The organism is Flavobacterium gyeonganense, from assembly GCF_029625295.1.
GTDB classification, from domain to species: Bacteria; Bacteroidota; Bacteroidia; order Flavobacteriales; family Flavobacteriaceae; genus Flavobacterium; species Flavobacterium gyeonganense.
On record NZ_CP121112.1, the window covers coordinates 979,687 to 1,000,339 of the forward strand.

Annotated in this window: 21 protein-coding genes and 3 tRNA genes; 16 read left to right on the forward strand and 8 right to left on the reverse strand. The window is 34.8% G+C overall.

The genetic code is table 11. The features are described 5' to 3' along the window. Positions 1 to 57: 57 nt before the first annotated feature. From dnaB to tgt, 5 genes are all read right to left on the reverse strand, one after another. Entirely contained in the window at positions 58 to 1,602 is a 1,545-nt protein-coding gene (gene dnaB, locus P5P89_RS04105; protein ID WP_278010857.1) for a replicative DNA helicase, read from the reverse strand. Between the two features lie 138 nt (positions 1,603 to 1,740). Then, positions 1,741 to 2,694: an acetyl-CoA carboxylase carboxyltransferase subunit alpha gene (locus P5P89_RS04110; RefSeq protein WP_278010858.1), complete on the reverse strand. Its 954-nt coding sequence runs from the start codon at positions 2,692 to 2,694 to the stop codon at positions 1,741 to 1,743. Between the two features lie 68 nt (positions 2,695 to 2,762). Continuing rightward, on the reverse strand, positions 2,763 to 3,692 hold the full coding sequence (locus tag P5P89_RS04115; protein WP_278010859.1) for a DMT family transporter: 930 nt from the start codon (positions 3,690 to 3,692) through the stop codon (positions 2,763 to 2,765). Continuing rightward, the gene (locus tag P5P89_RS04120; protein ID WP_278010860.1) at positions 3,679 to 4,767 is read right to left on the reverse strand and encodes an LptF/LptG family permease; all 1,089 of its coding nucleotides are present in this window, start codon (positions 4,765 to 4,767) and stop codon (positions 3,679 to 3,681) included. Before P5P89_RS04120 ends, P5P89_RS04115 begins: the two co-directional genes overlap by 14 nt. Before the next feature lie 85 nt (positions 4,768 to 4,852). After that, on the reverse strand, positions 4,853 to 5,983 hold the full coding sequence (tgt, locus tag P5P89_RS04125; protein ID WP_278010861.1) for a tRNA guanosine(34) transglycosylase Tgt: 1,131 nt from the start codon (positions 5,981 to 5,983) through the stop codon (positions 4,853 to 4,855). Positions 5,984 to 6,344: 361 nt separating this feature from the next. On the opposite strand from tgt, the gene P5P89_RS04130 reads away from it, so the two are divergent. The 3 genes from P5P89_RS04130 (at position 6,345) to P5P89_RS04140 (ending at position 8,785) form a co-directional block, all read left to right on the forward strand. Next, complete coding sequence (locus P5P89_RS04130) at positions 6,345 to 6,662, forward strand: hypothetical protein (protein WP_278010862.1); 318 nt, start codon at positions 6,345 to 6,347, stop codon at positions 6,660 to 6,662. A gap of 240 nt (positions 6,663 to 6,902) precedes the next feature. Beyond that, on the forward strand, positions 6,903 to 7,757 hold the full coding sequence (locus tag P5P89_RS04135; RefSeq protein WP_278010863.1) for a transketolase: 855 nt from the start codon (positions 6,903 to 6,905) through the stop codon (positions 7,755 to 7,757). 74 nt (positions 7,758 to 7,831) lie between these two features. Beyond that, positions 7,832 to 8,785 carry a transketolase family protein gene (locus P5P89_RS04140; RefSeq protein ID WP_278010864.1) on the forward strand — a complete coding sequence of 318 codons (954 nt, stop codon included), beginning with the start codon at positions 7,832 to 7,834 and terminating at the stop codon, positions 8,783 to 8,785. Between the two features lie 80 nt (positions 8,786 to 8,865). On the opposite strand, the gene P5P89_RS04145 is transcribed toward P5P89_RS04140, so the two are convergent. Together P5P89_RS04145 and bamM are read right to left on the reverse strand one after the other, a co-directional pair. Further along, positions 8,866 to 9,717, reverse strand: a complete 852-nt coding sequence (locus P5P89_RS04145) for a hypothetical protein (RefSeq protein ID WP_278010865.1) — start codon at positions 9,715 to 9,717, stop codon at positions 8,866 to 8,868. A gap of 198 nt (positions 9,718 to 9,915) precedes the next feature. Further along, the gene (gene bamM / locus P5P89_RS04150) at positions 9,916 to 11,052 is read right to left on the reverse strand and encodes a BamM family beta-barrel-assembly machinery protein (protein ID WP_278010866.1); all 1,137 of its coding nucleotides are present in this window, start codon (positions 11,050 to 11,052) and stop codon (positions 9,916 to 9,918) included. Between the two features lie 79 nt (positions 11,053 to 11,131). On the opposite strand from bamM, the gene P5P89_RS04155 reads away from it, so the two are divergent. Next, a complete protein-coding gene (locus P5P89_RS04155) occupies positions 11,132 to 11,521 on the forward strand; it encodes an RNA-binding S4 domain-containing protein (RefSeq protein WP_278010867.1) in 390 nt (129 codons plus the stop codon). A gap of 139 nt (positions 11,522 to 11,660) precedes the next feature. Next, positions 11,661 to 12,161, forward strand: coding sequence for a phosphoribosyltransferase domain-containing protein (locus tag P5P89_RS04160; RefSeq protein ID WP_278010868.1), 501 nt, complete (start codon positions 11,661 to 11,663; stop codon positions 12,159 to 12,161). On the opposite strand, the gene P5P89_RS04165 is transcribed toward P5P89_RS04160, so the two are convergent. Then, positions 12,153 to 12,671, reverse strand: coding sequence for a shikimate kinase (locus P5P89_RS04165; protein WP_278010869.1), 519 nt, complete (start codon positions 12,669 to 12,671; stop codon positions 12,153 to 12,155). The two genes, P5P89_RS04160 and P5P89_RS04165, sit on opposite strands and share 9 nt — an antisense overlap. Positions 12,672 to 12,797: 126 nt before the next feature. Here P5P89_RS04165 and P5P89_RS04170 point away from each other — a divergent pair. The 11 genes from P5P89_RS04170 (at position 12,798) to P5P89_RS04215 (ending at position 20,652) form a co-directional block, all read left to right on the forward strand. Then, positions 12,798 to 12,870 (forward strand) — tRNA-Lys (locus P5P89_RS04170). A 39-nt stretch (positions 12,871 to 12,909) separates the two neighbouring features. Further along, positions 12,910 to 12,982 (forward strand) — tRNA-Lys (locus P5P89_RS04175). 42 nt (positions 12,983 to 13,024) lie between these two features. Further along, a tRNA-Leu gene (locus P5P89_RS04180) sits at positions 13,025 to 13,107 on the forward strand. A gap of 115 nt (positions 13,108 to 13,222) precedes the next feature. Next, positions 13,223 to 14,128, forward strand: a complete 906-nt coding sequence (locus P5P89_RS04185; protein ID WP_278010870.1) for a LytR/AlgR family response regulator transcription factor — start codon at positions 13,223 to 13,225, stop codon at positions 14,126 to 14,128. Between the two features lie 100 nt (positions 14,129 to 14,228). Continuing rightward, on the forward strand, positions 14,229 to 15,383 hold the full coding sequence (locus P5P89_RS04190; RefSeq protein WP_278010871.1) for an acyltransferase family protein: 1,155 nt from the start codon (positions 14,229 to 14,231) through the stop codon (positions 15,381 to 15,383). A gap of 336 nt (positions 15,384 to 15,719) precedes the next feature. Continuing rightward, entirely contained in the window at positions 15,720 to 16,283 is a 564-nt protein-coding gene (locus P5P89_RS04195; RefSeq protein ID WP_278010872.1) for a gluconate 2-dehydrogenase subunit 3 family protein, read from the forward strand. A 47-nt stretch (positions 16,284 to 16,330) separates the two neighbouring features. Beyond that, positions 16,331 to 17,551 carry a GMC family oxidoreductase N-terminal domain-containing protein gene (locus P5P89_RS04200; RefSeq protein WP_340696518.1) on the forward strand — a complete coding sequence of 407 codons (1,221 nt, stop codon included), beginning with the start codon at positions 16,331 to 16,333 and terminating at the stop codon, positions 17,549 to 17,551. Then, positions 17,454 to 18,128, forward strand: a complete 675-nt coding sequence (locus P5P89_RS21620) for a GMC family oxidoreductase (protein WP_340696519.1) — start codon at positions 17,454 to 17,456, stop codon at positions 18,126 to 18,128. Before P5P89_RS04200 ends, P5P89_RS21620 begins: the two co-directional genes overlap by 98 nt. Then, positions 18,052 to 19,206, forward strand: coding sequence for a Gfo/Idh/MocA family protein (locus tag P5P89_RS04205; protein WP_278010873.1), 1,155 nt, complete (start codon positions 18,052 to 18,054; stop codon positions 19,204 to 19,206). The genes P5P89_RS21620 and P5P89_RS04205 overlap by 77 nt, the downstream gene beginning before the upstream one ends. A 10-nt stretch (positions 19,207 to 19,216) precedes the next feature. Continuing rightward, positions 19,217 to 20,269, forward strand: coding sequence for a sugar phosphate isomerase/epimerase family protein (locus tag P5P89_RS04210; protein ID WP_278010874.1), 1,053 nt, complete (start codon positions 19,217 to 19,219; stop codon positions 20,267 to 20,269). 20 nt (positions 20,270 to 20,289) lie between these two features. Then, on the forward strand, positions 20,290 to 20,652 hold the full coding sequence (locus P5P89_RS04215) for a c-type cytochrome (RefSeq protein ID WP_278010875.1): 363 nt from the start codon (positions 20,290 to 20,292) through the stop codon (positions 20,650 to 20,652). Position 20,653: the final 1 nt, after the last annotated feature.

The window sequence follows — 20,653 nt, forward strand, 5'->3', positions numbered from 1 at the left end:
AAGGGAAAAATCATATGACTTTTCCCTTTCTCTTTATATTAAATCTGAATTTAACTTTTAAAACGGCACATCGCTATCATCATCATCTTCATTCAGATTACTTCCGAAAGCTTCATTTGCAGACGGTAGATTTTTAGTGATATACTGATTATCATCATGATTCATTTTTGATGGCAGATCATCGTAACTTCCTGAAAAATCATCCAGGTTATCAAATTTACCGAGGTGCCCTAAAAATTTTAATCGAATGTTTTCAATACCTCCATTACGGTGTTTAGCGATCATAATTTCTGCCTGACCAGCTGTTGGCGAAGCTTCATCATCATCCCATTCGTCAATTTTGTAATATTCTGGACGATATAAAAACGAAACGATATCGGCATCCTGCTCAATAGCTCCAGATTCACGAAGATCCGATAACAAAGGTCGCTTACTTGATCCGCGGGTTTCTACTGCACGAGATAGCTGAGAAAGTGCAATTACAGGCACATTAAGTTCCTTTGCTAAAGCTTTTAAGTTTCTGGAAATTGTAGAAATTTCCTGCTCACGATTTCCTCCCCCTTTATTATTTCCTCCAGCAGTCATCAACTGTAAATAATCAATGATGATGATTTTAATATTGTGTTGTGAAGCTAAACGACGGCATTTTGCTCTTAAATCGAAAATAGAAAGTGATGGGGTATCATCAATAAACAAAGGTGCTTTCTCTAAGTCTTTTACTTTGGTACTCAACATGGTCCATTCATGAGGTTCCAGTTTACCCGTACGTAATTTCTCTGATGACAATCCTGTTTCTGACGAAATCAACCTTGTAATCAATTGAACAGAAGCCATCTCCAGAGAAAACAAAGCTACTCCGTGTCCAAATTGAATAGCAATATTTCTGGCCATAGAAAGTACAAATGCTGTTTTTCCCATTGCTGGTCTGGCCGCAATGATAATTAAATCACTAGGCTGCCATCCTGAAGTTAGCTTATCTAAATTCGTAAAACCAGTTTCAACACCACTTAATCCCTCTTTTTTAGAAATCTCTTCAATTTTCTTTTTAGCTTGTAAAACTAAGCTCTGTGCAGTTTCAGAACTACGTTTGATATTTCCCTGAGTTACTTCATATAGTTTTGATTCGGCCTGGTCTAATAAATCAAAAACATCTGTAGTTTCATCATACGATGCCTCGATAATTTCAGATGAAATTCTAATTAAACTTCGTTGAATAAACTTCTGAAGAATGATACGGGAGTGAAATTCGATATGTGCAGAAGAAGCAATTTTTTGTGTCAACTGAATCAAATAAAAGTCGCCTCCAGCTAACTCTAATTTTCCATTCTTTTTTAACTGGCTGGAAACGGTAAGCAAGTCAATAGGCTGCGTTTCTGTGAAAAGCTGAATAATAGCTTCAAAAATATATTTATGTGCGTCTTTATAAAATGCATCAGGCTGCAAAATGTCAATTACATCATCTACCCCTTTTTTATCAATCATCATCGCGCCAAGAACAGCCTCCTCTAAATCAAGTGCTTGTGGTGGTAGTTTCCCTTTTTCTAAATTAATTATGGTGGTTTTATCTACCTTTACAGGGTTTATATTTTTGAAATTTTCCATTTAGCGAAATTAGCGAAATTAAAAAAAACATTACTATCTAGTTATAAGTAATATTTGTTTATAAGTAAGTCTTTTTTGTTCATAACCAAAAAAAATCCGAAACTGTAAGGCTTCGGATTTAATATCATTTATATGAATTTATTCTTTATACTCGCCCATATTACTGTATTTGTCCATTCTCTGGGCAATTAAATCGGCTGTTGATAAATCTTTCAGTTCATTATATCCTTTGGTAATATATTCTGCTACAGTTTTAAAAGTAGTTTCCCTGTCGTAATGTGCCCCACCAAGTGGTTCCGGAATAACATCATCCACTAATTTTTGTTTTTTCATATCAGATGAAGTTAACTTTAAAGCTTCTGCCGCACGCTCTTTATACTCCCAGCTTTTCCATAAAATAGAAGAACATGATTCAGGAGAAATAACAGAATACCAGGTATTCTCTAACATATAAACCCTGTCTCCTACACCTATTCCTAAAGCTCCTCCGGACGCACCTTCTCCAACAATAATAGTAATAATTGGCACTTTCAAACGAACCATTTCAAAAATATTTCTGGCAATAGCTTCTCCCTGTCCTCTTTCTTCTGCTTCAAGTCCAGGATATGCACCCGGGGTGTCAACCAAAGTTAAAACCGGAATTCCAAATTTCTCTGCCATTTTCATCAAACGTAAAGCTTTGCGGTATCCTTCGGGATTTGCCATACCAAAATTACGGTACTGGCGTGTTTTAGTATTAAAACCTTTTTGCTGGCCCACAATCATAAACGACTGACCGTTTATTTTTCCTAATCCGCCAACCATTGCTTTATCATCTTTAAATCCACGATCTCCGTGAAGTTCTAAGAACGTATCTCCACATATTGCTCTGATATAATCCAGAGTATAAGGTCTGTTTGGATGCCTTGACAATTGTACACGCTGCCAGGCGGTAAGATTTTTATATATTTCTTTTTTAGTTTGTTCTAATTTTTTGTTGATTTCTTGACAGGTAGGTGTTACATCAACATCAGATTCTTTTCCAATTATAACACACTTTTCCAGCTGTTCTTCAAGTTCTTTGATTGGAAGCTCAAAATCTAAATATTCCATGGATTTTTGAATTTTGTTTTTAAATCGAACCGCAAATATAAAAATATTATATCATTGGTGTAAATAATTCACACTAAAGTATTAATACGTAATTTATAAATAAGTAAAAGATTACTTTTTTTCTTGTTTTGAGAATGTTTGAAAACACCATTTAAAATAACCGTAATTACAATGATCAGCGCTCCTATATAAAATTCAGCACTCATCTTTTCTTTTCCGCCAAGTATAAAATAAGCCAGTACAATTCCATAAACAGGCTCTAAATTAGTAGTTAACATAACGGTATAAGGCGTTAAGCGCTGCATTACTTTTACAGAAGCTGTAAACGCATATGCCGTACAAACCGAAGCTAAAATGAGCAATAAAGCCCAATTATTTAATGAGATAGTAAAAAAATCCACGCTAAATTTTCCCTGTATTAAAAAATAAAGAGAGATAAAGAAAACGCCAGCACCAAATTCATAAAATGTTATAAGCGAAGGCTCATGATCTGAGATTAATTTACCATTTAGTAAAGTAAATACAACTCCTAATATGATAGATGCCAATGCATAATACACTCCTGTAAGATATTTTATTTCTACCTGTAGTATCAAAGCTAATCCAGCTATAATGATTAGTCCAAAAAAAACTTCGTACCACAATATTTTTCTTCCGTAGAAAAGCGGCTCTAACAATGAAGCAAAAAAAGCCCCTAATGAAAATATGGAAAGCGTAATCGAAACGTTTGAAACGTGAATAGCTTTAAAAAAGAATATCCAATGCAGAGCAATTAACAAGCCTACAAAAACCAACTTAAAAAGTTCCTTTACCGGAACGTGAAAAGATTGTTTTTTATAAATAATAAAAGCACCTAAAAAAATTAAAGCCAACAACATTCTGTACCAAACCAGATTATCGGCATCAATAGTAATCAAAGCCCCAAGAATAGCCGTAAATCCCCATATAAAAACTATTAAATGAAGATTTAAATAGCTTTTTAAATTATCGTTTCGCATTGCGTAGTAAGTAAATTGCCAGAGCCCCGAAAACAATATTCGGAAACCACACAGCTAAAAAAGGTGAGAAAGTTGATTTTTCGGCAAGAGTACCAAATATTTTATCAAAAAATACGAATGAAAAAGCAATTGCAATTCCTATGGCCAGATTAATTCCCATTCCGCCACGACGCTTCATAGACGAAACCGCCACTGCAATAATAGTTAAAATAAAAGCAGAAACCGGCACACTGTATTTCTTATATAATACGACCAAATAAGTATTTATATTTGCTGAACCTCTTTTGCGTTCCTTATTAATAAAATCAATTAAATCGCCTAGAGAAAGCGTTTCTGCTATATAGACAACCGGTGTTAAATCAGCCAGCTCAAACTTGAACTTTACCGGTTTTTCAGGGTTTTTCTCGATTACATCGTTGAGTTCTCCGACCGTTCTTTTGGTATAATCATACAAAACATAAGTCTTCTTTTTAGGATCCCAGGTAATTCGGCTGGCAGTAATTTTATAAGTAAGTTTATCTTTTTCAAAATGCTCCAATGAAAAATTAAAAGCTGTTTTAGTTTCTTCATTAAAACTATTTACAAAAATAAAATCGTTATCATTAATCTGCCTGTAGACATTGGTATTTTCACCACGCATCAACTGTTTGCCATTTCCTTTTAAGTAAGTATACCTAAAATTATTAAACCCTTCACTGGCAGCAGGGACTATAAAAAACCCCATTAAAAGTACAAAAACCGAAACGATAGAAGCACCAATAATGTAAGGCCTCAAAAATCGCGTAAATGAAATCCCTGAACTTAAAATAGCAATAATCTCGGTATTATTTGCAAGCTTTGAAGTAAACCAGATTACCGATAAAAATAAAAATATAGGAAACAGCGAATTCGCAAAATAAACAGTAAAGTTATAATAGTAAATGGCAATTTGCGTAAAAGGAATTTTGTTTTCCAGCATTTTATTCACCTTTTCAGAAACATCAATTACAATTCCAATGGGAATAAACAAAAGAATCATCACCGAAAAAGTGGCTAAATATCTTTTTAAAATATACTTATCTATTATTGTCAGCATATGTTTTTGTTTTTTTTTAAAGTTTCAGGTTTTTCACTTTTCAAGTTGCCGTAGAGAATATGAAACCTGAAACAAAAAAACTTTTTTATAGTCTTTGACTCATATTTTTAACCATCATTTCTTTCCATGATCTGAAATCACCTGCAAGGATATGTTTTCTGGCTTCACGAACCAGCCACATATAAAAGCCAAGATTATGGATCGTAGCAATTTGCTTTCCTAAATATTCATTAGCAGCAAACAGGTGGCGCAAATAAGCTTTTGAATATTCTGTATCTACAAAAGTATGTCCCATTTCATCAATTGGCGAAAAATCAGCTTCCCACTTTTTGTTTTTTATATTAATAGTACCGTTCGCCGTAAACAACATTCCGTTTCTGGCGTTACGCGTTGGCATGACACAATCAAACATATCAATTCCTAATGCAATATTCTCTAATATATTTATAGGAGTTCCTACTCCCATTAAGTAACGAGGCTTATCTTCAGGAAGAATTTCGCAGACCACTTCAGTCATGGCATACATTTCCTCAGCAGGCTCCCCTACTGATAATCCTCCAATTGCATTTCCCTGCTGCCCTGAATTCGCAATATATTCAGCCGACTGACGTCTCAAATCTTTGTAAGTACTTCCCTGAACAATTGGAAAAAACGTTTGCTCATAACCATATTTATAAGGCACTTTTTCCAGATGATTAATACAACGATCCAACCATCTGTGTGTCATATGCATCGAACGCTGCGCATATCTGTAATCGCAAGGATAAGGCGTACATTCATCAAAAGCCATAATAATATCGGCACCAATCGTACGCTGAATTTCCATCACATTTTCAGGTGTAAAAAAGTGATACGAACCGTCAATATGTGACTTGAACTTCACCCCTTCTTCCTTGATTTTTCTGTTTGAAGAAAGAGAATATACCTGATATCCTCCAGAATCTGTCAAAATATTACGATCCCAATTCATGAATTTATGCAATCCGCCTGCCTTTTCAAGAATCTCGGTCTGTGGACGCAAGTATAAATGATAGGTATTTCCAAGGATAATATCCGGATTAATATCGTCTTTCAATTCACGCTGATGCACCCCTTTTACCGAAGCCACCGTTCCAACAGGCATAAAAATAGGCGTTTCAATTACACCATGATCGGTAGTTATACTTCCTGCTCTCGCTTTTGATTGCGGATCTTTTTGTAATAAATCAAACTTCATCTGTTTCTTTTTTCAGAGCGCAAAGATAGGTTAATTTCGAGAATTAGATAATTTGACAATTAGAAAATTAGATAATGATTAACAAACCTGAAATTTGGAATTTGGATTTTTTTGGCGTTCCCTAAAAGGCGGGCTATCCACTATATTCCAAATTAACAAAAACTACGGCTAAAAAACCCTGTTTTTCTAAATCGGGAGATACCACTATTATCCTTAACGCAAAATTATATTATTATCTAACAATGAAACCAAATGAAAAACTTGCAACAATCATAACATCAAAGTATAACTATATCAACAGCATGTTTTTATAATTTTATAAATCAGATAAAGAAATAATTAGCAACAAAAATTAGAAATCATGATAAATTCAGAAGACAAACTAGATCAAATAAAGGATGCTCAAATCGAAAAAAACATTGAAAGAAATCTGGAAAACTTAGATTATCCGGAAACAGAAGACATCTACAATCAGCAGGAAAACCTCGAAGACATTGATCCGGAAGGAATCTCAGGCGAAAAAATCATCATAAACCAGGAAGATCACGAATGGAAACAAAATAGTGACAAACTCGGCAACGACTTAGACATACCCGGTTCTGAGCTTGATGATCAACAGGAAGAAATTGGCTCTGAAGACGAAGAAAACAACTTTTACAGCGAAGGTGATACCGAATAAAACCTGAAACTCAATTTAAAATTAAAGTCCCATTTGGGGCTTTTTTTAGTTTTAATTATCATCAAGAAACATCAAAACAGAAACATCTCTTTTCGAAAATTCAAATCATTTCCGGAATTTTTTTAAGATTAATAAAAAAAGCACCGGAATTTCACAATTGCAGCAAACTAAAGCAGAAAATCATTTGTCAGCCCGCAAAATAAAAATTACTTTTGCACCAGTTTAACTTTTACATATAAAATGAAGCCTAACACACAACAATTAAGCGATTTAACGATCCAGGTAAGAAGAGATATTCTTAGAATGGTACATGCTGTCAACTCAGGTCACCCAGGTGGTTCATTAGGTTGCACCGAATTTTTGGTAGCATTATACCAAAACATTATGGAACGTAAAGAAGGTTTTGATATGGATGGAATAGGAGAAGACCTTTTCTTCCTTTCAAATGGCCATATTTCACCTGTATTTTATAGCGTTTTAGCAAGAAGCGGTTATTTCCCTATCTCAGAACTTGCTACTTTCAGATTATTAAACTCTCGTTTACAAGGACACCCTACAACTCACGAAGGGCTACCTGGAGTTCGTATGGCTTCCGGATCATTAGGACAAGGTTTGTCTGTCGCTCTTGGTGCTGCACAGGCTAAAAAATTAAATGGTGATAATCATTTGGTTTATACTTTACACGGAGATGGTGAATTACAGGAAGGTCAAAACTGGGAAGCTATCATGTATGCTTCTGCAAAAAAAGTAGACAACCTTATCGCAACAGTTGACCTTAACGGAAAACAAATCGACGGAACAACTGACGAAGTTTTAGCCATGGGAAGCCTGCGTGCTAAATTTGAAGCTTTCGACTGGGAGGTTATTGAAATCACTAAAGGAAACGACATCGAAGCTATCATTGGCGGAATGAATGAAGCAAAAGCAAGAACAGGAAAAGGAAAACCGGTTTGCGTATTACTTCATACTGAAATGGGTAATGGTGTAGATTACATGATGTACAGTCATGCATGGCACGGCAAAGCACCAAATGATGCTCAGCTTGTGACTGCTTTAGAACAAAACTATAACACTGGAGGCAATTCAGATTATTAAAACAAAGCTTTATGCTTTAAGCGCTAAACTTGATTTACCGCCTAATGCCTAATGCGTACAGCAAAAAAACAAAAATGAAAAAATACACAAATACAGGAAGCAAAGATACCCGTTCTGGCTTTGGAGCGGGAATGACTGAACTAGGTCAGAAAAACGAAAAAGTCGTAGCATTATGTGCTGACTTGATTGGATCATTGAAATTTGATGAATTCAAGAAAAATCACCCGGAGCGTTTTTTCCAAATCGGAATTGCAGAAGCTAACATGATTGGAATAGCTGCAGGTTTAACAATTGGAGGAAAAATTCCGTTTACAGGAACTTTTGCCAACTTCTCTACAGGAAGAGTTTACGACCAAATTCGCCAGTCTGTTGCTTATTCTGATAAAAATGTAAAAATCTGTGCTTCTCACGCTGGTTTAACTTTAGGAGAAGACGGTGCTACCCACCAAATATTAGAAGATATCGGTTTAATGAAAATGCTGCCTGGAATGACTGTAATCAATACTTGCGACTACAACCAGACAAAAGCTGCAACTTTAGCATTAGCAGATCACCACGGTCCGGCGTATTTACGTTTCGGACGTCCGGTTGTACCTAACTTCACTCCTGCTGACGAACCATTCGTAATTGGAAAAGCAATTTTATTAAACGAAGGAACTGATGTTACAATCGTAGCAACAGGACACTTAGTTTGGGAAGCTCTTATTGCTGCCGAAGCTTTAGAAGCAAAAGGAATTTCTGCTGAAGTAATCAACATCCACACTATCAAACCTCTTGACGAAGAAGCTATTTTAAAATCTGTAGCTAAAACCAAATGTATTGTGACTGCTGAAGAACACAACTACCTTGGTGGTCTTGGAGAAAGCATTTCAGGCGTATTAGCTTTAAACAACCCTACCCCTCAGGAATTTGTTGCTGTTAAAGACAGTTTTGGTGAATCTGGAACTCCTGAGCAGTTAATGGAGAAATACAAACTAAATAATCAGGCGATTGTTGAAGCTGTAGAAAGAGTGATTAAAAGAAAATAATTTTTAGATTTTCATATTCATAAAAAAACCTCGAAATTCACATTTCGAGGTTTTTGCTTTTGTTTTTTTTAAAGTTTCTTTTAATACCAAGAAATTTCTATTTCATGCCAACCATCTGCCATTTGAAATTGGATTTTTCCTGAAACACTAAAATTTTGATATGGATTAGCAAGAATATAAGATCCAATCCAAGTAGAAAATAAATACGTCTGACTACCTGTAAATCCTCCATATACATAAGGATGTTGAGTATTCCATGTTATGTTATTCGCTACTACATATCCAGAAGAGTAATCCCTCAAAGTGGAATTCTCAGTTTTCCATGTACATCTCCAAGTAGAACAAGATCTATATTGCATTGTAAATCTCAAATACATCTTGCTAGACTGAATTTGATTATTAACAACTATTGTCTCATTAAATAGATCTAAAACATGGCGTAATCTAACCCCTGGGACATTAAATTCACCTTCGCCATTGATAAAAGTTTTGGCTCTATTTTCATTAGGAATTACATCTCTGCTAGTCAATGTTTTTTCAGACCCCATGTAACTCAATAGCTTTCCATAAATTTCAAGTTCATCTTTAATTAGACCCAGTTCTTTTGAATTCTTATTCTGTTCTTTTTCTGAAAGGACATAAAAATTACGTTCATTAAGCCATATTGTTTTGCCTCCGATTTTAACTTTTGACTCATCATTTAAAATCGCCTTTAATGCATCTGAATATATGATTCTTGTATCTGACAAAACTTCTTCTTCCATTTCATTCGAATCATCAGAATTATTCAACAATGATTCAAGCCCCTTCTTTGAAATCCAATTTTGAACTTCTTTTGATGATTTCATTTCTGATACTCCAGAATATTCTTTAATAAAAGATTCTTCATCTTTGAAAGATAACATTCTCCCATCTAATACCGAAGAAGACAAATTTGAAGCGGGAGAACTATTGGACTCAACCTGATCTTCATTGCTACATGAAATGGTAATTAACAAAACAAATATATAATATTTTTCTTAATATTTTAAAGCATATAAATAAAAAAAATTAAACTTTTACTTATATATTCAAATAAAAAACCTCGAAATGCACATCTCGAGGTTTTTTATTTGAATATGTTAATCTTTTTATTTTTTTGCTGTTATCGTAGTAACTTTAGTCGTATTATGATCTTTATCAAGATGAATCTTTTTTCTGCCTGACGTAGTATAATCATATTCGTTCCTTGTTACACCATTTTCTGTTATAGTTTTCAAAAACGAAGGAATCCCTCTTGGCTCACTATTCCATGCTTCATTTATATTAGGTGTTGTCGGATCATCTTCTACTGCAAAAGCCTCAAATGGAAAATATTTACTTGGACCAAAAGCCCCCCCAACCTCGCCAGTAGGCTTTGTAATTTCTAAAAGAGTCGTGTATCCATCTCCATCATCATCAATATCAATAAAATCTGCAACACCATCTCCATCTGTATCATCAATTAATTCAGCAGGTGGATTTGAATATAATGTTTTATCACGAAAATCATAAACATATCCATCTCCATTAATATCTTCATCAATATCAAAAATACCGTCTCGATCATGATCAACTCTTTGTACATCAAACAATTTAAAACTAAAAGCTATAGGAGTATAAGCCTTAATTGCACCTGACCCACTCGCATAATACGCTAATCCGGAAGGCAAGAACATCATTCCGGCTCCAAAATTACTATAAGTTATTGTTCCATCCGCATTTGCAGGATTGGCTTTTCCTGCTTTAAATTTAGGAAAAATCTCCTTCCAGCCATCTACAAAAACACCGTTAGCCCCTGTACCATCCAAACTAAAAAACCTTGCTAAATTTTCAGATGTATCAAAAACAGTTCCATCCAACAAATTCCCCACATATGATGCAGTGATATCATCATAATTGCATGGCGCATCTCCAACGCCCTCATTTAAAACCAAATAATACACTTTATAAGTAATATTATCATTATAAACATCTCTAGACTGCAAAGGATAAATAGTCTGATCCCAAATAGAAGTTTGAGTCCCTCCTACTGGAATCTTACTAATTTTTATATCAAAATCCGCAGTAACTTCTTCAATATAATTGGTTTTTAAATATTTTACAATTGAATCATTATCTTTAAGGTATTGCTCTTGATAATCTCTCAGAGGAACAGTTTCTACTTGATCATCATCATCATTTTTATTACAAGAAACCAAAGCAGAGAGCGCTATCAGTAAAATAAAAAAATATTTAAATTTATTCATTATTGTTAATTTTTTAGGTGCGCAAGATACAATATTGATTTATTTTTGTAAAGAATTTAACTCCGATTTTAGAAAAATTATGAGAATAGACAAATACCTCTGGTGCGTGAGATATTACAAGACACGAAACATGGTTACTGAAGCCTGTAAAAAGAACCATATCACCGTAAATGGTCAGGTAGCAAAACCCTCTAAAGAAGTTTTTCCTACAGACAGAATCACATTTAGAAAAGATCAGATCACACAAATTATAACTGTACTGGATATCCCCGAAAGTCGTGTCGGAGCAAAACTCGTTGACATATATCGTAAAAACGAGACACCGTCGGAAGCTTATGCCCATTTAGAATTATTAAAACTATCCAAAGAACATTATCGTAAAAGCGGTACCGGACGACCAACAAAAAAAGACCGAAGGGATATTGATGAGTATGGAAATGAAATTTTTGATGATGAAGAGGAAAATTAAATTACAAAATACAACTATAAAATCCCCTTCCTTACATTGGAATTTGGAATTTGAAGATTTAAAATTTCCTTTATAAAATTGGAATTTGGATTTTTTATATTGGATCTTAAATTAGTTATATTAGCAAAAAAAATAAATCATGAGCCAAAACATCATCTTAACCAATCAGGAAATTGAACATAAAATAAAACGTATCGCCTATCAGATTTATGAGACTTTTGTTGATGAAGATGAAGTTGTGATAGCCGGAATTGCGACCAACGGATGTATTTTTGCAGAAAAAATTGCTTTAGCTTTAAGCAATATATCTACCCTTAAAATTTCTTTGTGTGAAGTTATCATTGACAAACAGAATCCACAATTACCCATTCAAACTTCGTTGGATATATCAGAATATAAAAACAAAGGCCTTGTATTGGTTGATGATGTTCTAAATTCAGGAACCACATTAATCTACGCTGTTCGTCATTTTCTCGACGTTCCATTGAAAAAATTTAAAACAGCAGTACTTGTTGACAGAAATCACAAAAAATATCCTGTAAAAGCCGATTTCAAAGGAATTTCGCTCTCTACATCTTTATTAGAACACGTAAAAGTTGTTTTTGACGAAAACGGAGGCAATTATGCTTCTTTAAGCTAATATCTCTAAAATATCCTGAACTGTTTCCTCAACGGTTTTATCATCGACAGAAACTTTATGTTTTGCATGGTTGTAATAAAAGCTTCTGTCGAATAAATGTTTCGCGATAAACTCTCTCATTTCCTCCTCATCCATATTCGCAATTAGCGGACGCTTGCTTTTATTATATACTAATCTATTATATAAAGTATCTATTGAAGCTTTTAAATAAACTGAAATAACATCATCTCTCTTTAATAACTCATGATTATTAGCGTAACATGGTGTTCCGCCACCCAAACCAATTATACTATTTTCTGAAGATTGAAGTAATTCCACAAACATTTCATGCTCTAATTTTCTAAAATAGATTTCTCCATACTGCTCGAAAATCTCTTTTATAGACAAATTTGCTTTTTTTTCGATGCAATTATCTAAATCCAGAAACGGAATATTAGTAGTTTTTGATAAATTTTGGGCAATTGTAGACTTTCCGCAACCCATATAACCTAATAATATGATTTTTTTCATTTTAATAAAACCTTATAAACTAAGGCATTGTGAGATTTGGTTAAAAAAAGACAAATTTATAATAATTTTGCTTGGAAATAATAAAATAAACTCCTTATATTTGCACCCGCGTTCAAGAAACATAATGACTCGATAGCTCAGTCGGTAGAGCACATCACTTTTAATGATGGGGTCCTGGGTTCGAGCCCCAGTCGGGTCACAAATTTTGTGATTAACAAATTAAGTTTCTTGAAGCAATGACTCGATAGCTCAGTCGGTAGAGCACATCACTTTTAATGATGGGGTCCTGGGTTCGAGCCCCAGTCGGGTCACAAAAGGTCGAGTATTTATTTACTTGACCTTTTTTCTTTTCCGGCCATGTGGAGAAACGGTAGACTCGCCATCTTGAGGGGGTGGTGCTCGCAAGGGCGTGAGGGTTCAAATCCCTCCATGGTCACAAAAAAGGTAAAATACTTTTTAAAGTATTTTACCTTTTTTTATATACAATCAAAATGATTCAAAAGCAATGAGCTTGTTATTTTTTGTATTTTTATTCCCAAACAAATCTTAAAATGCCTTTTTACATCAATACAGAACATTTGCGAAATAAAATTGAATATCCCAAACGATATCAATCTCAAAATCTTGTAAAAAGTTCAGTTTTTGTTTTTCTTGTCATTCTACTATTTCTTTTAGCGTTCAGACCATTTGGTGTTTATAATCCAGAACTAAGAATGCATTATTTCTTTATTTGTTTTTTACATGCTTTGGCTCCGTCGCTTATTCTTTTTGTTTATTTTGGAGCACTGAATTATTTCAGGCAAGTGAAAAATAAAATGCAATGGAATTTACTCAAAGAATATCTTTATATTGGAATTTTATTAGTTTTCATTGGAATATCCAGCTTTTTAATGCGGGATTTACTTTACAACAATCCCAACAATTGGTCATGGGATTATCTTTTTGAAGAAATTAGAAATTGTCTTGTTGCTGGTGTTTTTTTTTATTTTTTTCTAAGATTATCTAATTATTATTTGGAGTCCAAAAAAGGTTCACCATTCATACTTCAATTTATTCCACTTGAAGTTGAAGCCAAAAAAGTAGCTTTACTATCAAATATTTTTATTAGCACTCAGGTAAAACAAGATGATTTTAACCTGAATATAGATCAGTTGCTTTTTGTAAAAGCTGATGGAAACTATATTGAGTTGACAAAATCAATTGGCAGCCAAACAACCACAGAAGTAAAAAGAATTTCTTTAACTCAATTTGAAAGTCAAATAACAGATTATCCACACTTTTTTAGATGCCACAGAACCTATTTGATAAATATGTTTAAGATTAAAAAAGTGTCCGGAAACTCACAAGGATATCTTCTTTCATTCAATGAAACCGATGTTAAGATTCCAGTTTCAAGAAAGCAGGTTGAGAGTTTCAACACATACTATCAGGAGCTTCGAAGCCAATGCATTACTTAAGTTTGTTATTCATCACAAAACCTAGTTATCAGTAACAAGCCTCACGTTACTATATTTTCTTACTGTATGTTTGCCATCAATAACACAAACAAAAATTATTATGACAACTGCAACAGCATCCATGAATGATGATTCTGGGTCTTCGAAAAAACTTCTTTATATTGACAACATCAAGGTTCTTCTTACCATATTAGTGGTACTTCATCACACTTTTATTGCTTATAGTTCTTCTGAAGGCTGGTACTATAATGAAGAAACTAGTTTTTTAGGAATGCGTATTTTTACAACAGCATGCATTAGTATCAATCAATCTTTCTTTATGGGCTATTTCTTTCTATTGGCAGCCTATTTTACCAGCTCTTCCTATTCTAAAAAAGGAATCTCTAAATTCATTAAAGAAAGGCTAATTCGACTTGGAACCCCAATATTATTCTACTGTTTCATTCTTACCCCATTTATATGTTACTTGGTTTACTATTTTGGGAGGGAGCATCATATTACTTTTTTCGAATATTTAAGTGGCTACAACAACTGGATTGACTTAGGTGTGACATGGTTCATAGCTGCTTTATTGCTATTCACGTTACTTTATGCAACAGCAAAAAAGATCTTCAAAATTACTTTCGACAAACTTATAGCTGTACCTAATTCCCGTTCTATACTATTATTCTCAATAGCTCTGGGTATTATTAGTTTTTTGGTTAGAATTATATTTCCTGTTGGATGGATTCTTAAACCAATAGGATTTCAGCCAGGACATTTCCCACAATATATTGCACTGTTTAGTGTCGGTTTACTAGCTTCAAAAAACAATTGGTTTGATCAGCTTTCAGGAGAAACAGCTAAGCAACTCAAAAAAGTAGTATGGTATTGTCTATTATTTTTTCCGGTATTTTTTATTATAAAATTTAAACTCAATACGCCTTCTTCCTGGTTTTCGGGAGGTTTTCATTGGCAGGCATTGTTATATGCAGTATGGGAACAAATGATTGGTATTTCGATTCTGACAACGCTTTTAATTAAGGGAAAAAGAAACTGGAATAAAACGTCAAAACTGCTAACCAAAGCATCACGCAGCAGTTTTGCAGTTTACATTTTTCATCCGTTAATTATAGTAGTTTTTACATTATGTGTGAGAAATTGGGATATTGAACCTGCAGCAAAAATTTTAGTCATGACTCCCTTAATAATAATAATCAGTTTCATATTTGGTTCACTTGTTTTATTGATTCCGGGAGTAAAGAAAATTATTTAATATCCTATTTAAGCAGATCACAATTTCAAAGCGCATATCTACCAATAACAAAGGTTGCGCTTTTTTTATTATCCAATTATACTATTTCTTTCTTACAACCCTATTTACACTTCTATTACATTTTCTTAATATTTTACATTTATCTCACTTTTTAATAATTGACAGGTTTTATTTTACAAAACAAACCCTAAAGTTTGTAATTATTTTGTAAAATACAAAATTTATTCAATTAATTCAGCATAAAAATAAAAATACATCTGTTTTTTTCATATTATTGTAATACATTGATAATTAAGTTATTTTTAATATTTATACTTTATTTTTAATATTTTAGCAATGGAAAGAAGAGAGGCGCTAAAAAAGATGGCTTGTTTAATGGGTGGAGCCATTTCTGCTACAACAATGAGTGTTTTATTTGAAAGTTTTACCGTTTATAATCCTGAACAAAGAACTACCTATTCATTTTTAGCCACGGATGAAGAAATTTTTGCAGAATTTGCCGAAATTATTTTACCAACAACTACTAATTCTCCAGGAGCAAAAGCGGCTGGCGTTGGAACTTTAATTCCATTGATTATAAAAGATTGTTATCCTCCAAATCTTCAAAAAATCTTTAAAAAAAGCTTTGATGATATGCTGGCAAAATGCAGAACTAAATTCAATAAAGAATTCCTGAGTCTCACTAGCTGGGAGAAAAACCAGCTCATGGATGAACTAAAACAAGAGACTATCGACAACAACAGAGAACCGTCATTCTTTTTAATAGCCAGAGATTTAACGCTTTTAGGTTACTTCACTTCAGAAATTGGCTGTACAATCGCAAGAGAATATTTGCCTATACCTGGGAAATACGATGGAAATGCAGACTACATCCCCGGACAGAAAGCCTGGGCGATATAAAGCTAATCGCTTCCGACTCATTTTACTAATTTATTAAAAAAGACATCGTGAACATCAATACTGATTTAAAAAAACAAAATACTTATGACGCCATTGTTGTAGGTTCAGGAATAAGTGGAGGCTGGGCTGCTAAAGAATTAACACAAAAAGGCTTAAAAGTCCTGATGTTAGAGCGCGGTAAAAACATAGAACACATTAAAGACTATGATTCTGCAATGAAAGCGCCGTGGGAAATAGCCTATTGCGGACAATTAACCGAAGAACAAAAGAGAACACATCCGGTACAAACCAGGGACTACCCATACCAACAAGCTAATGAAAGCTGGTGGGTGAATGATTTGGAATGTCCCTACACAGAAGACAAACGTTTTGATTGGTACAGAGGTTTTCATGTTGGTGGAAAGTCACTAATGTGGGGGCGTCAAAGTTATCGTTTAAGTGATATCAATTTCGAAGACAATAAAAAAGATGGCCACGGAAATGACTGGCCAATCCGATACAAAGATATTGCTCCATGGTACGATTACGTAGAAAAATTTGCCGGTATAAGTGGTCAAAATGAAGGTTGGCCTTTATTGCCTGATGGTCAGTTTTTACCTCCTATGGAAATGAACTGTGTTGAAAAATCCGTAAAAGAACGTATTGAAAAACATTATAACAAATCCCGAATTTTAACTATTGGCCGTACAGCAAACTTAACGGTACCCCATCTGGGCAGAGGCAGCTGCCAGTATAGAAATTTATGCAGCAGAGGTTGTCCTTTTGGAGCTTATTTCAGTACGCAGTCCTCTACCTTACCGGCAGCAATGGCAACAAAAAAACTAACTGTTCGCCCCTATTCGATTGTCAGTCATATTATTTATGACAAAGAGACCAAAAAAGCGAAAGGGGTAATGGTCATCGATAGTCAGACTAATGAAAGTATGGAATTTTATGCCAAAATTGTTTTCGTTAATGGATCAACTTTAGGTTCCACTTTTATTTTACTGAATTCTACTTCTGAAGCTCATCCGAATGGCTTGGGTAATGGCAGCGGACAGCTTGGACATAACTTAATGGACCACCATTTTAGATGTGGTGCAGAAGGAACTGTTGAAGGTTTTGAGGATAAATATACCTATGGAAGAAGAGCCAACGGTATTTACATTCCAAGATACCAAAATTTCAAGGATGACAAAAGAGATTATTTACGTGGTTTCGGATATCAGGGTGCAGCAAGCAGAGGCCATTGGCACAAAAGAAGTGGCCGAATTAGACTTTGGCGGTGATTTCAAAGAAATATTATCAAGACCAGCAGAATCATGGACAATGGGATTAGGCGGTTTCGGAGAAATGCTGCCTTATTACGAAAATAAAGTGTACATCGACCATTCTAAAAAAGACAAATGGGGACAGCCTGTATTAGCAATCGACTGTGAATACAAAGAGAATGAAGCCAAAATGCGCGAAGACATGATGTATGATGCTGCTGAAATGCTTGAAGCTGCCGGTGCAAAAAAAGTAAAAGCTTATGATAACGGTTGCTATCCGGGAATGACCATTCACGAAATGGGTACAGCCCGAATGGGGAACGACCCAAAAGAATCCGTGTTAAATAAATGGAACCAAATGCACGAAGTAAGTAATGTATTTGTTACTGATGGTTCCTGCATGCCTTCAAGTGCCTGTCAAAATCCTTCCTTGACCTATATGGCATTAACTGCCAGAGCTTGTGATTATGCTGTAAAAGAATTAAAGAAAAAAACATCTAGATTACGATTATTCAAATATGAGAAAATTAAAAATGGGAATGATTGGCGGTGGCAAAAATGCTTTTATTGGAGCAGTACACCGAATTGCAGCTAACATGGACGGATTAATTGAATTACATTGTGGTGCTTTTAGTTCTAATCCGGAATTATCCCTTGAATCCGGTAAAGAATTAGGTTTGACTCAGGATAAATGTTATGAATCCTACACCCAAATGATTGAAACCGAAGCAAAATTATCTCCTGAAGAAAGAATGGATTTTGTTTCGATAGTGACTCCAAATCATGCTCACTTTGCTCCTGCTATGCTCGCATTAGAAAATGGTTTCCATGTTGTTTTGGATAAACCGATGACACTGACTTTAGCGGAAGCCAAATTATTAGAACAAAAAGTAAAAGAAACAGGACTTTATCTGTGCTTAACACATACGTATGCCGGTTATCCGATGGTAAAACAGGCCCGTAAAATGGTAGCTGAAAATGATTTTGGAACGATTCGGAAAATAATGGTGGAATATCCACAGGGATGGCTGAGTACTGACTTTGAAAACGCCGGCAACAAACAGGCAGCCTGGAGAACAGATCCGTCTAAAAGCGGAATCAGCGGCTGTATGGGAGACATTGGAACCCATGCGGCACACTTAGCAGAATATATTTCAGGATTGAAAATTACTCAGATTTGTGCCGATATTAATACCGTTGTGAACAACAGAAGACTGGATGACGACGGAAATGTATTACTCAAATTTGACAATGGCGCCAATGGAATTTTGGTAGCCAGTCAGATTGCTGCCGGTGAAGAAAACAGCTTAAAAATTAAAGTCTATGGAGAAAAAGGCGGCCTGGAATGGCACCAAATGGAACCGAACACTTTAATTGTAAAATGGCTGGACGCTCCTGCTCAATTGTATCGCACCGGAAACGGATATTTATCACCAATTGCCGCATTTAGCACCCGAATTCCAAGCGGACACCCGGAAGGATATCTGGAAGCTTTTGGGAATTTATACAAGAATTTTGCCCTGACTTTACAATCAAAATTAGAAGATAAAGAACCAACGGCAAACATGCTTGATTTTCCAACAGTAGCAGATGGTGTACGTGGAATGGCTTTTATAGAAAATGTAATCGCTTCAGGAAAATCAACTCAAAAATGGACTGAATTTAAAATTTAAATCACAAAAAATGACCACAATGCAAGGACCTGCGGTTTTTTTAGCACAATTTATATCTGATGAAGCTCCTTTTAATTCTTTGGAAGGCATATGCCAATGGGCAGCCAATCTGGATTTTAAAGGAATACAAATACCAACTCTGGATTCGCGTTTTATTGATTTGCAAAAAGCGGCTGAAAGCAAAACCTATGCTGATGAACTTACAGGAATTGTTGGTTCGTACGGATTAAAAATATCTGAACTTTCCACTCATTTACAAGGTCAGCTGGTTGCTGTTCATCCGGCTTATGATGATTTCTTTGATGGATTTGCTCCGCAGGCATTACGTGGTAATTCAAAAGCAAGACAGGAATGGGCGGTCCAGCAATTGCATTACGCAGCAAAAGCTTCTCAAAATTTAGGCCTTGATGCGCATGCGACTTTTAGCGGTTCCTTATTGTGGCAATATTTTCATCCCTGGCCACAGCGCCCACCCGGTTTAATTGAAGATGGATTTAAAGAACTGGCAAATCGCTGGCTGCCAATATTGAATGAATTCGATAAAAATGGTGTGGATGTCTGCTACGAAATTCATCCGGGCGAAGACTTATTTGATGGTGAAACTTACGAAATGTTCCTCAAAGCAGTAAACAATCATGAGCGTGCCTGCATTCTTTATGACCCTTCACATTTTGTGCTACAGCAGTTAGATTATATTCAGTACATCGATTTTTATCATGAACGTATCAAAGCTTTCCATGTTAAAGATGCCGAATTTAATCCAACAGGAAAACAAGGAACTTTTGGAGGTTATCAAAGCTGGCTGAATCGTGCAGGCCGTTATCGCTCACCCGGTGATGGCCAGATTGATTTTAAAACGATTTTTAGCAAACTGGCTCAATACAATTACAAAGGCTGGGCTGTAATGGAATGGGAATGCTGTTTAAAAAATCAGGAAGACGGTGCCCGTGAAGGAGCCGAATTCATAAAAAAACACATTATCAAAGTGACTGATAAAGCTTTTGATGATTTTGCTGCGGTAAAAAGTAACACAGAGCTTAACAGGAAAAATTTAGGATTATAAATTTGTTTAATTAATAGAATATGAAAATTAAAATTTTAGTTGCAATGATAGTTTTGGGCACTTTATGCTCTTTTTCGAATTATGATTCAATTCCTGCAGAATATAGTGTTATAAAGCAAACTAAACCATATGAAGGAGAAACTTTAATAAAAAAAGAAGATTGTGCTACCTGTCACAAAATAGACAAAAAAGTTGTAGGTCCCTCCTATTTAGATATTGCCAAAAAATATCCAATGAACGATAAAAACGTAAAGTATCTGACAGAGAAAATCACAAAAGGAGGTTCAGGAGTCTGGGGCGCAATACCTATGTCGGCTCATACAGCATTAAAAAAAGAAGATGCAAAGAAAATTGCAATATACATTTTATCATTGAACAAATAAA

What these genes read in the sequence shown, in the direction of transcription:
- dnaB (WP_278010857.1), bottom strand. Translation starts at nt 1,602, where the DNA reads ATGGAAAATTTCAAAAATATAAACCCTGTAAAGGTAGATAAAACCACC.
- P5P89_RS04110 (WP_278010858.1), bottom strand. Translation starts at nt 2,694, where the DNA reads ATGGAATATTTAGATTTTGAGCTTCCAATCAAAGAACTTGAAGAACAG.
- P5P89_RS04115 (WP_278010859.1), bottom strand. Translation starts at nt 3,692, where the DNA reads ATGCGAAACGATAATTTAAAAAGCTATTTAAATCTTCATTTAATAGTT.
- P5P89_RS04120 (WP_278010860.1), bottom strand. Translation starts at nt 4,767, where the DNA reads ATGCTGACAATAATAGATAAGTATATTTTAAAAAGATATTTAGCCACT.
- tgt (WP_278010861.1), bottom strand. Translation starts at nt 5,983, where the DNA reads ATGAAGTTTGATTTATTACAAAAAGATCCGCAATCAAAAGCGAGAGCA.
- P5P89_RS04130 (WP_278010862.1), top strand. Translation starts at nt 6,345, where the DNA reads ATGATAAATTCAGAAGACAAACTAGATCAAATAAAGGATGCTCAAATC.
- P5P89_RS04135 (WP_278010863.1), top strand. Translation starts at nt 6,903, where the DNA reads ATGAAGCCTAACACACAACAATTAAGCGATTTAACGATCCAGGTAAGA.
- P5P89_RS04140 (WP_278010864.1), top strand. Translation starts at nt 7,832, where the DNA reads ATGAAAAAATACACAAATACAGGAAGCAAAGATACCCGTTCTGGCTTT.
- bamM (WP_278010866.1), bottom strand. Translation starts at nt 11,052, where the DNA reads ATGAATAAATTTAAATATTTTTTTATTTTACTGATAGCGCTCTCTGCT.
- P5P89_RS04155 (WP_278010867.1), top strand. Translation starts at nt 11,132, where the DNA reads ATGAGAATAGACAAATACCTCTGGTGCGTGAGATATTACAAGACACGA.
- P5P89_RS04160 (WP_278010868.1), top strand. Translation starts at nt 11,661, where the DNA reads ATGAGCCAAAACATCATCTTAACCAATCAGGAAATTGAACATAAAATA.
- P5P89_RS04165 (WP_278010869.1), bottom strand. Translation starts at nt 12,671, where the DNA reads ATGAAAAAAATCATATTATTAGGTTATATGGGTTGCGGAAAGTCTACA.
- P5P89_RS04185 (WP_278010870.1), top strand. Translation starts at nt 13,223, where the DNA reads ATGCCTTTTTACATCAATACAGAACATTTGCGAAATAAAATTGAATAT.
- P5P89_RS04190 (WP_278010871.1), top strand. Translation starts at nt 14,229, where the DNA reads ATGACAACTGCAACAGCATCCATGAATGATGATTCTGGGTCTTCGAAA.
- P5P89_RS04195 (WP_278010872.1), top strand. Translation starts at nt 15,720, where the DNA reads ATGGAAAGAAGAGAGGCGCTAAAAAAGATGGCTTGTTTAATGGGTGGA.
- P5P89_RS21620 (WP_340696519.1), top strand. Translation starts at nt 17,454, where the DNA reads ATGACAAAAGAGATTATTTACGTGGTTTCGGATATCAGGGTGCAGCAA.
- P5P89_RS04205 (WP_278010873.1), top strand. Translation starts at nt 18,052, where the DNA reads ATGAGAAAATTAAAAATGGGAATGATTGGCGGTGGCAAAAATGCTTTT.
- P5P89_RS04210 (WP_278010874.1), top strand. Translation starts at nt 19,217, where the DNA reads ATGACCACAATGCAAGGACCTGCGGTTTTTTTAGCACAATTTATATCT.
- P5P89_RS04215 (WP_278010875.1), top strand. Translation starts at nt 20,290, where the DNA reads ATGAAAATTAAAATTTTAGTTGCAATGATAGTTTTGGGCACTTTATGC.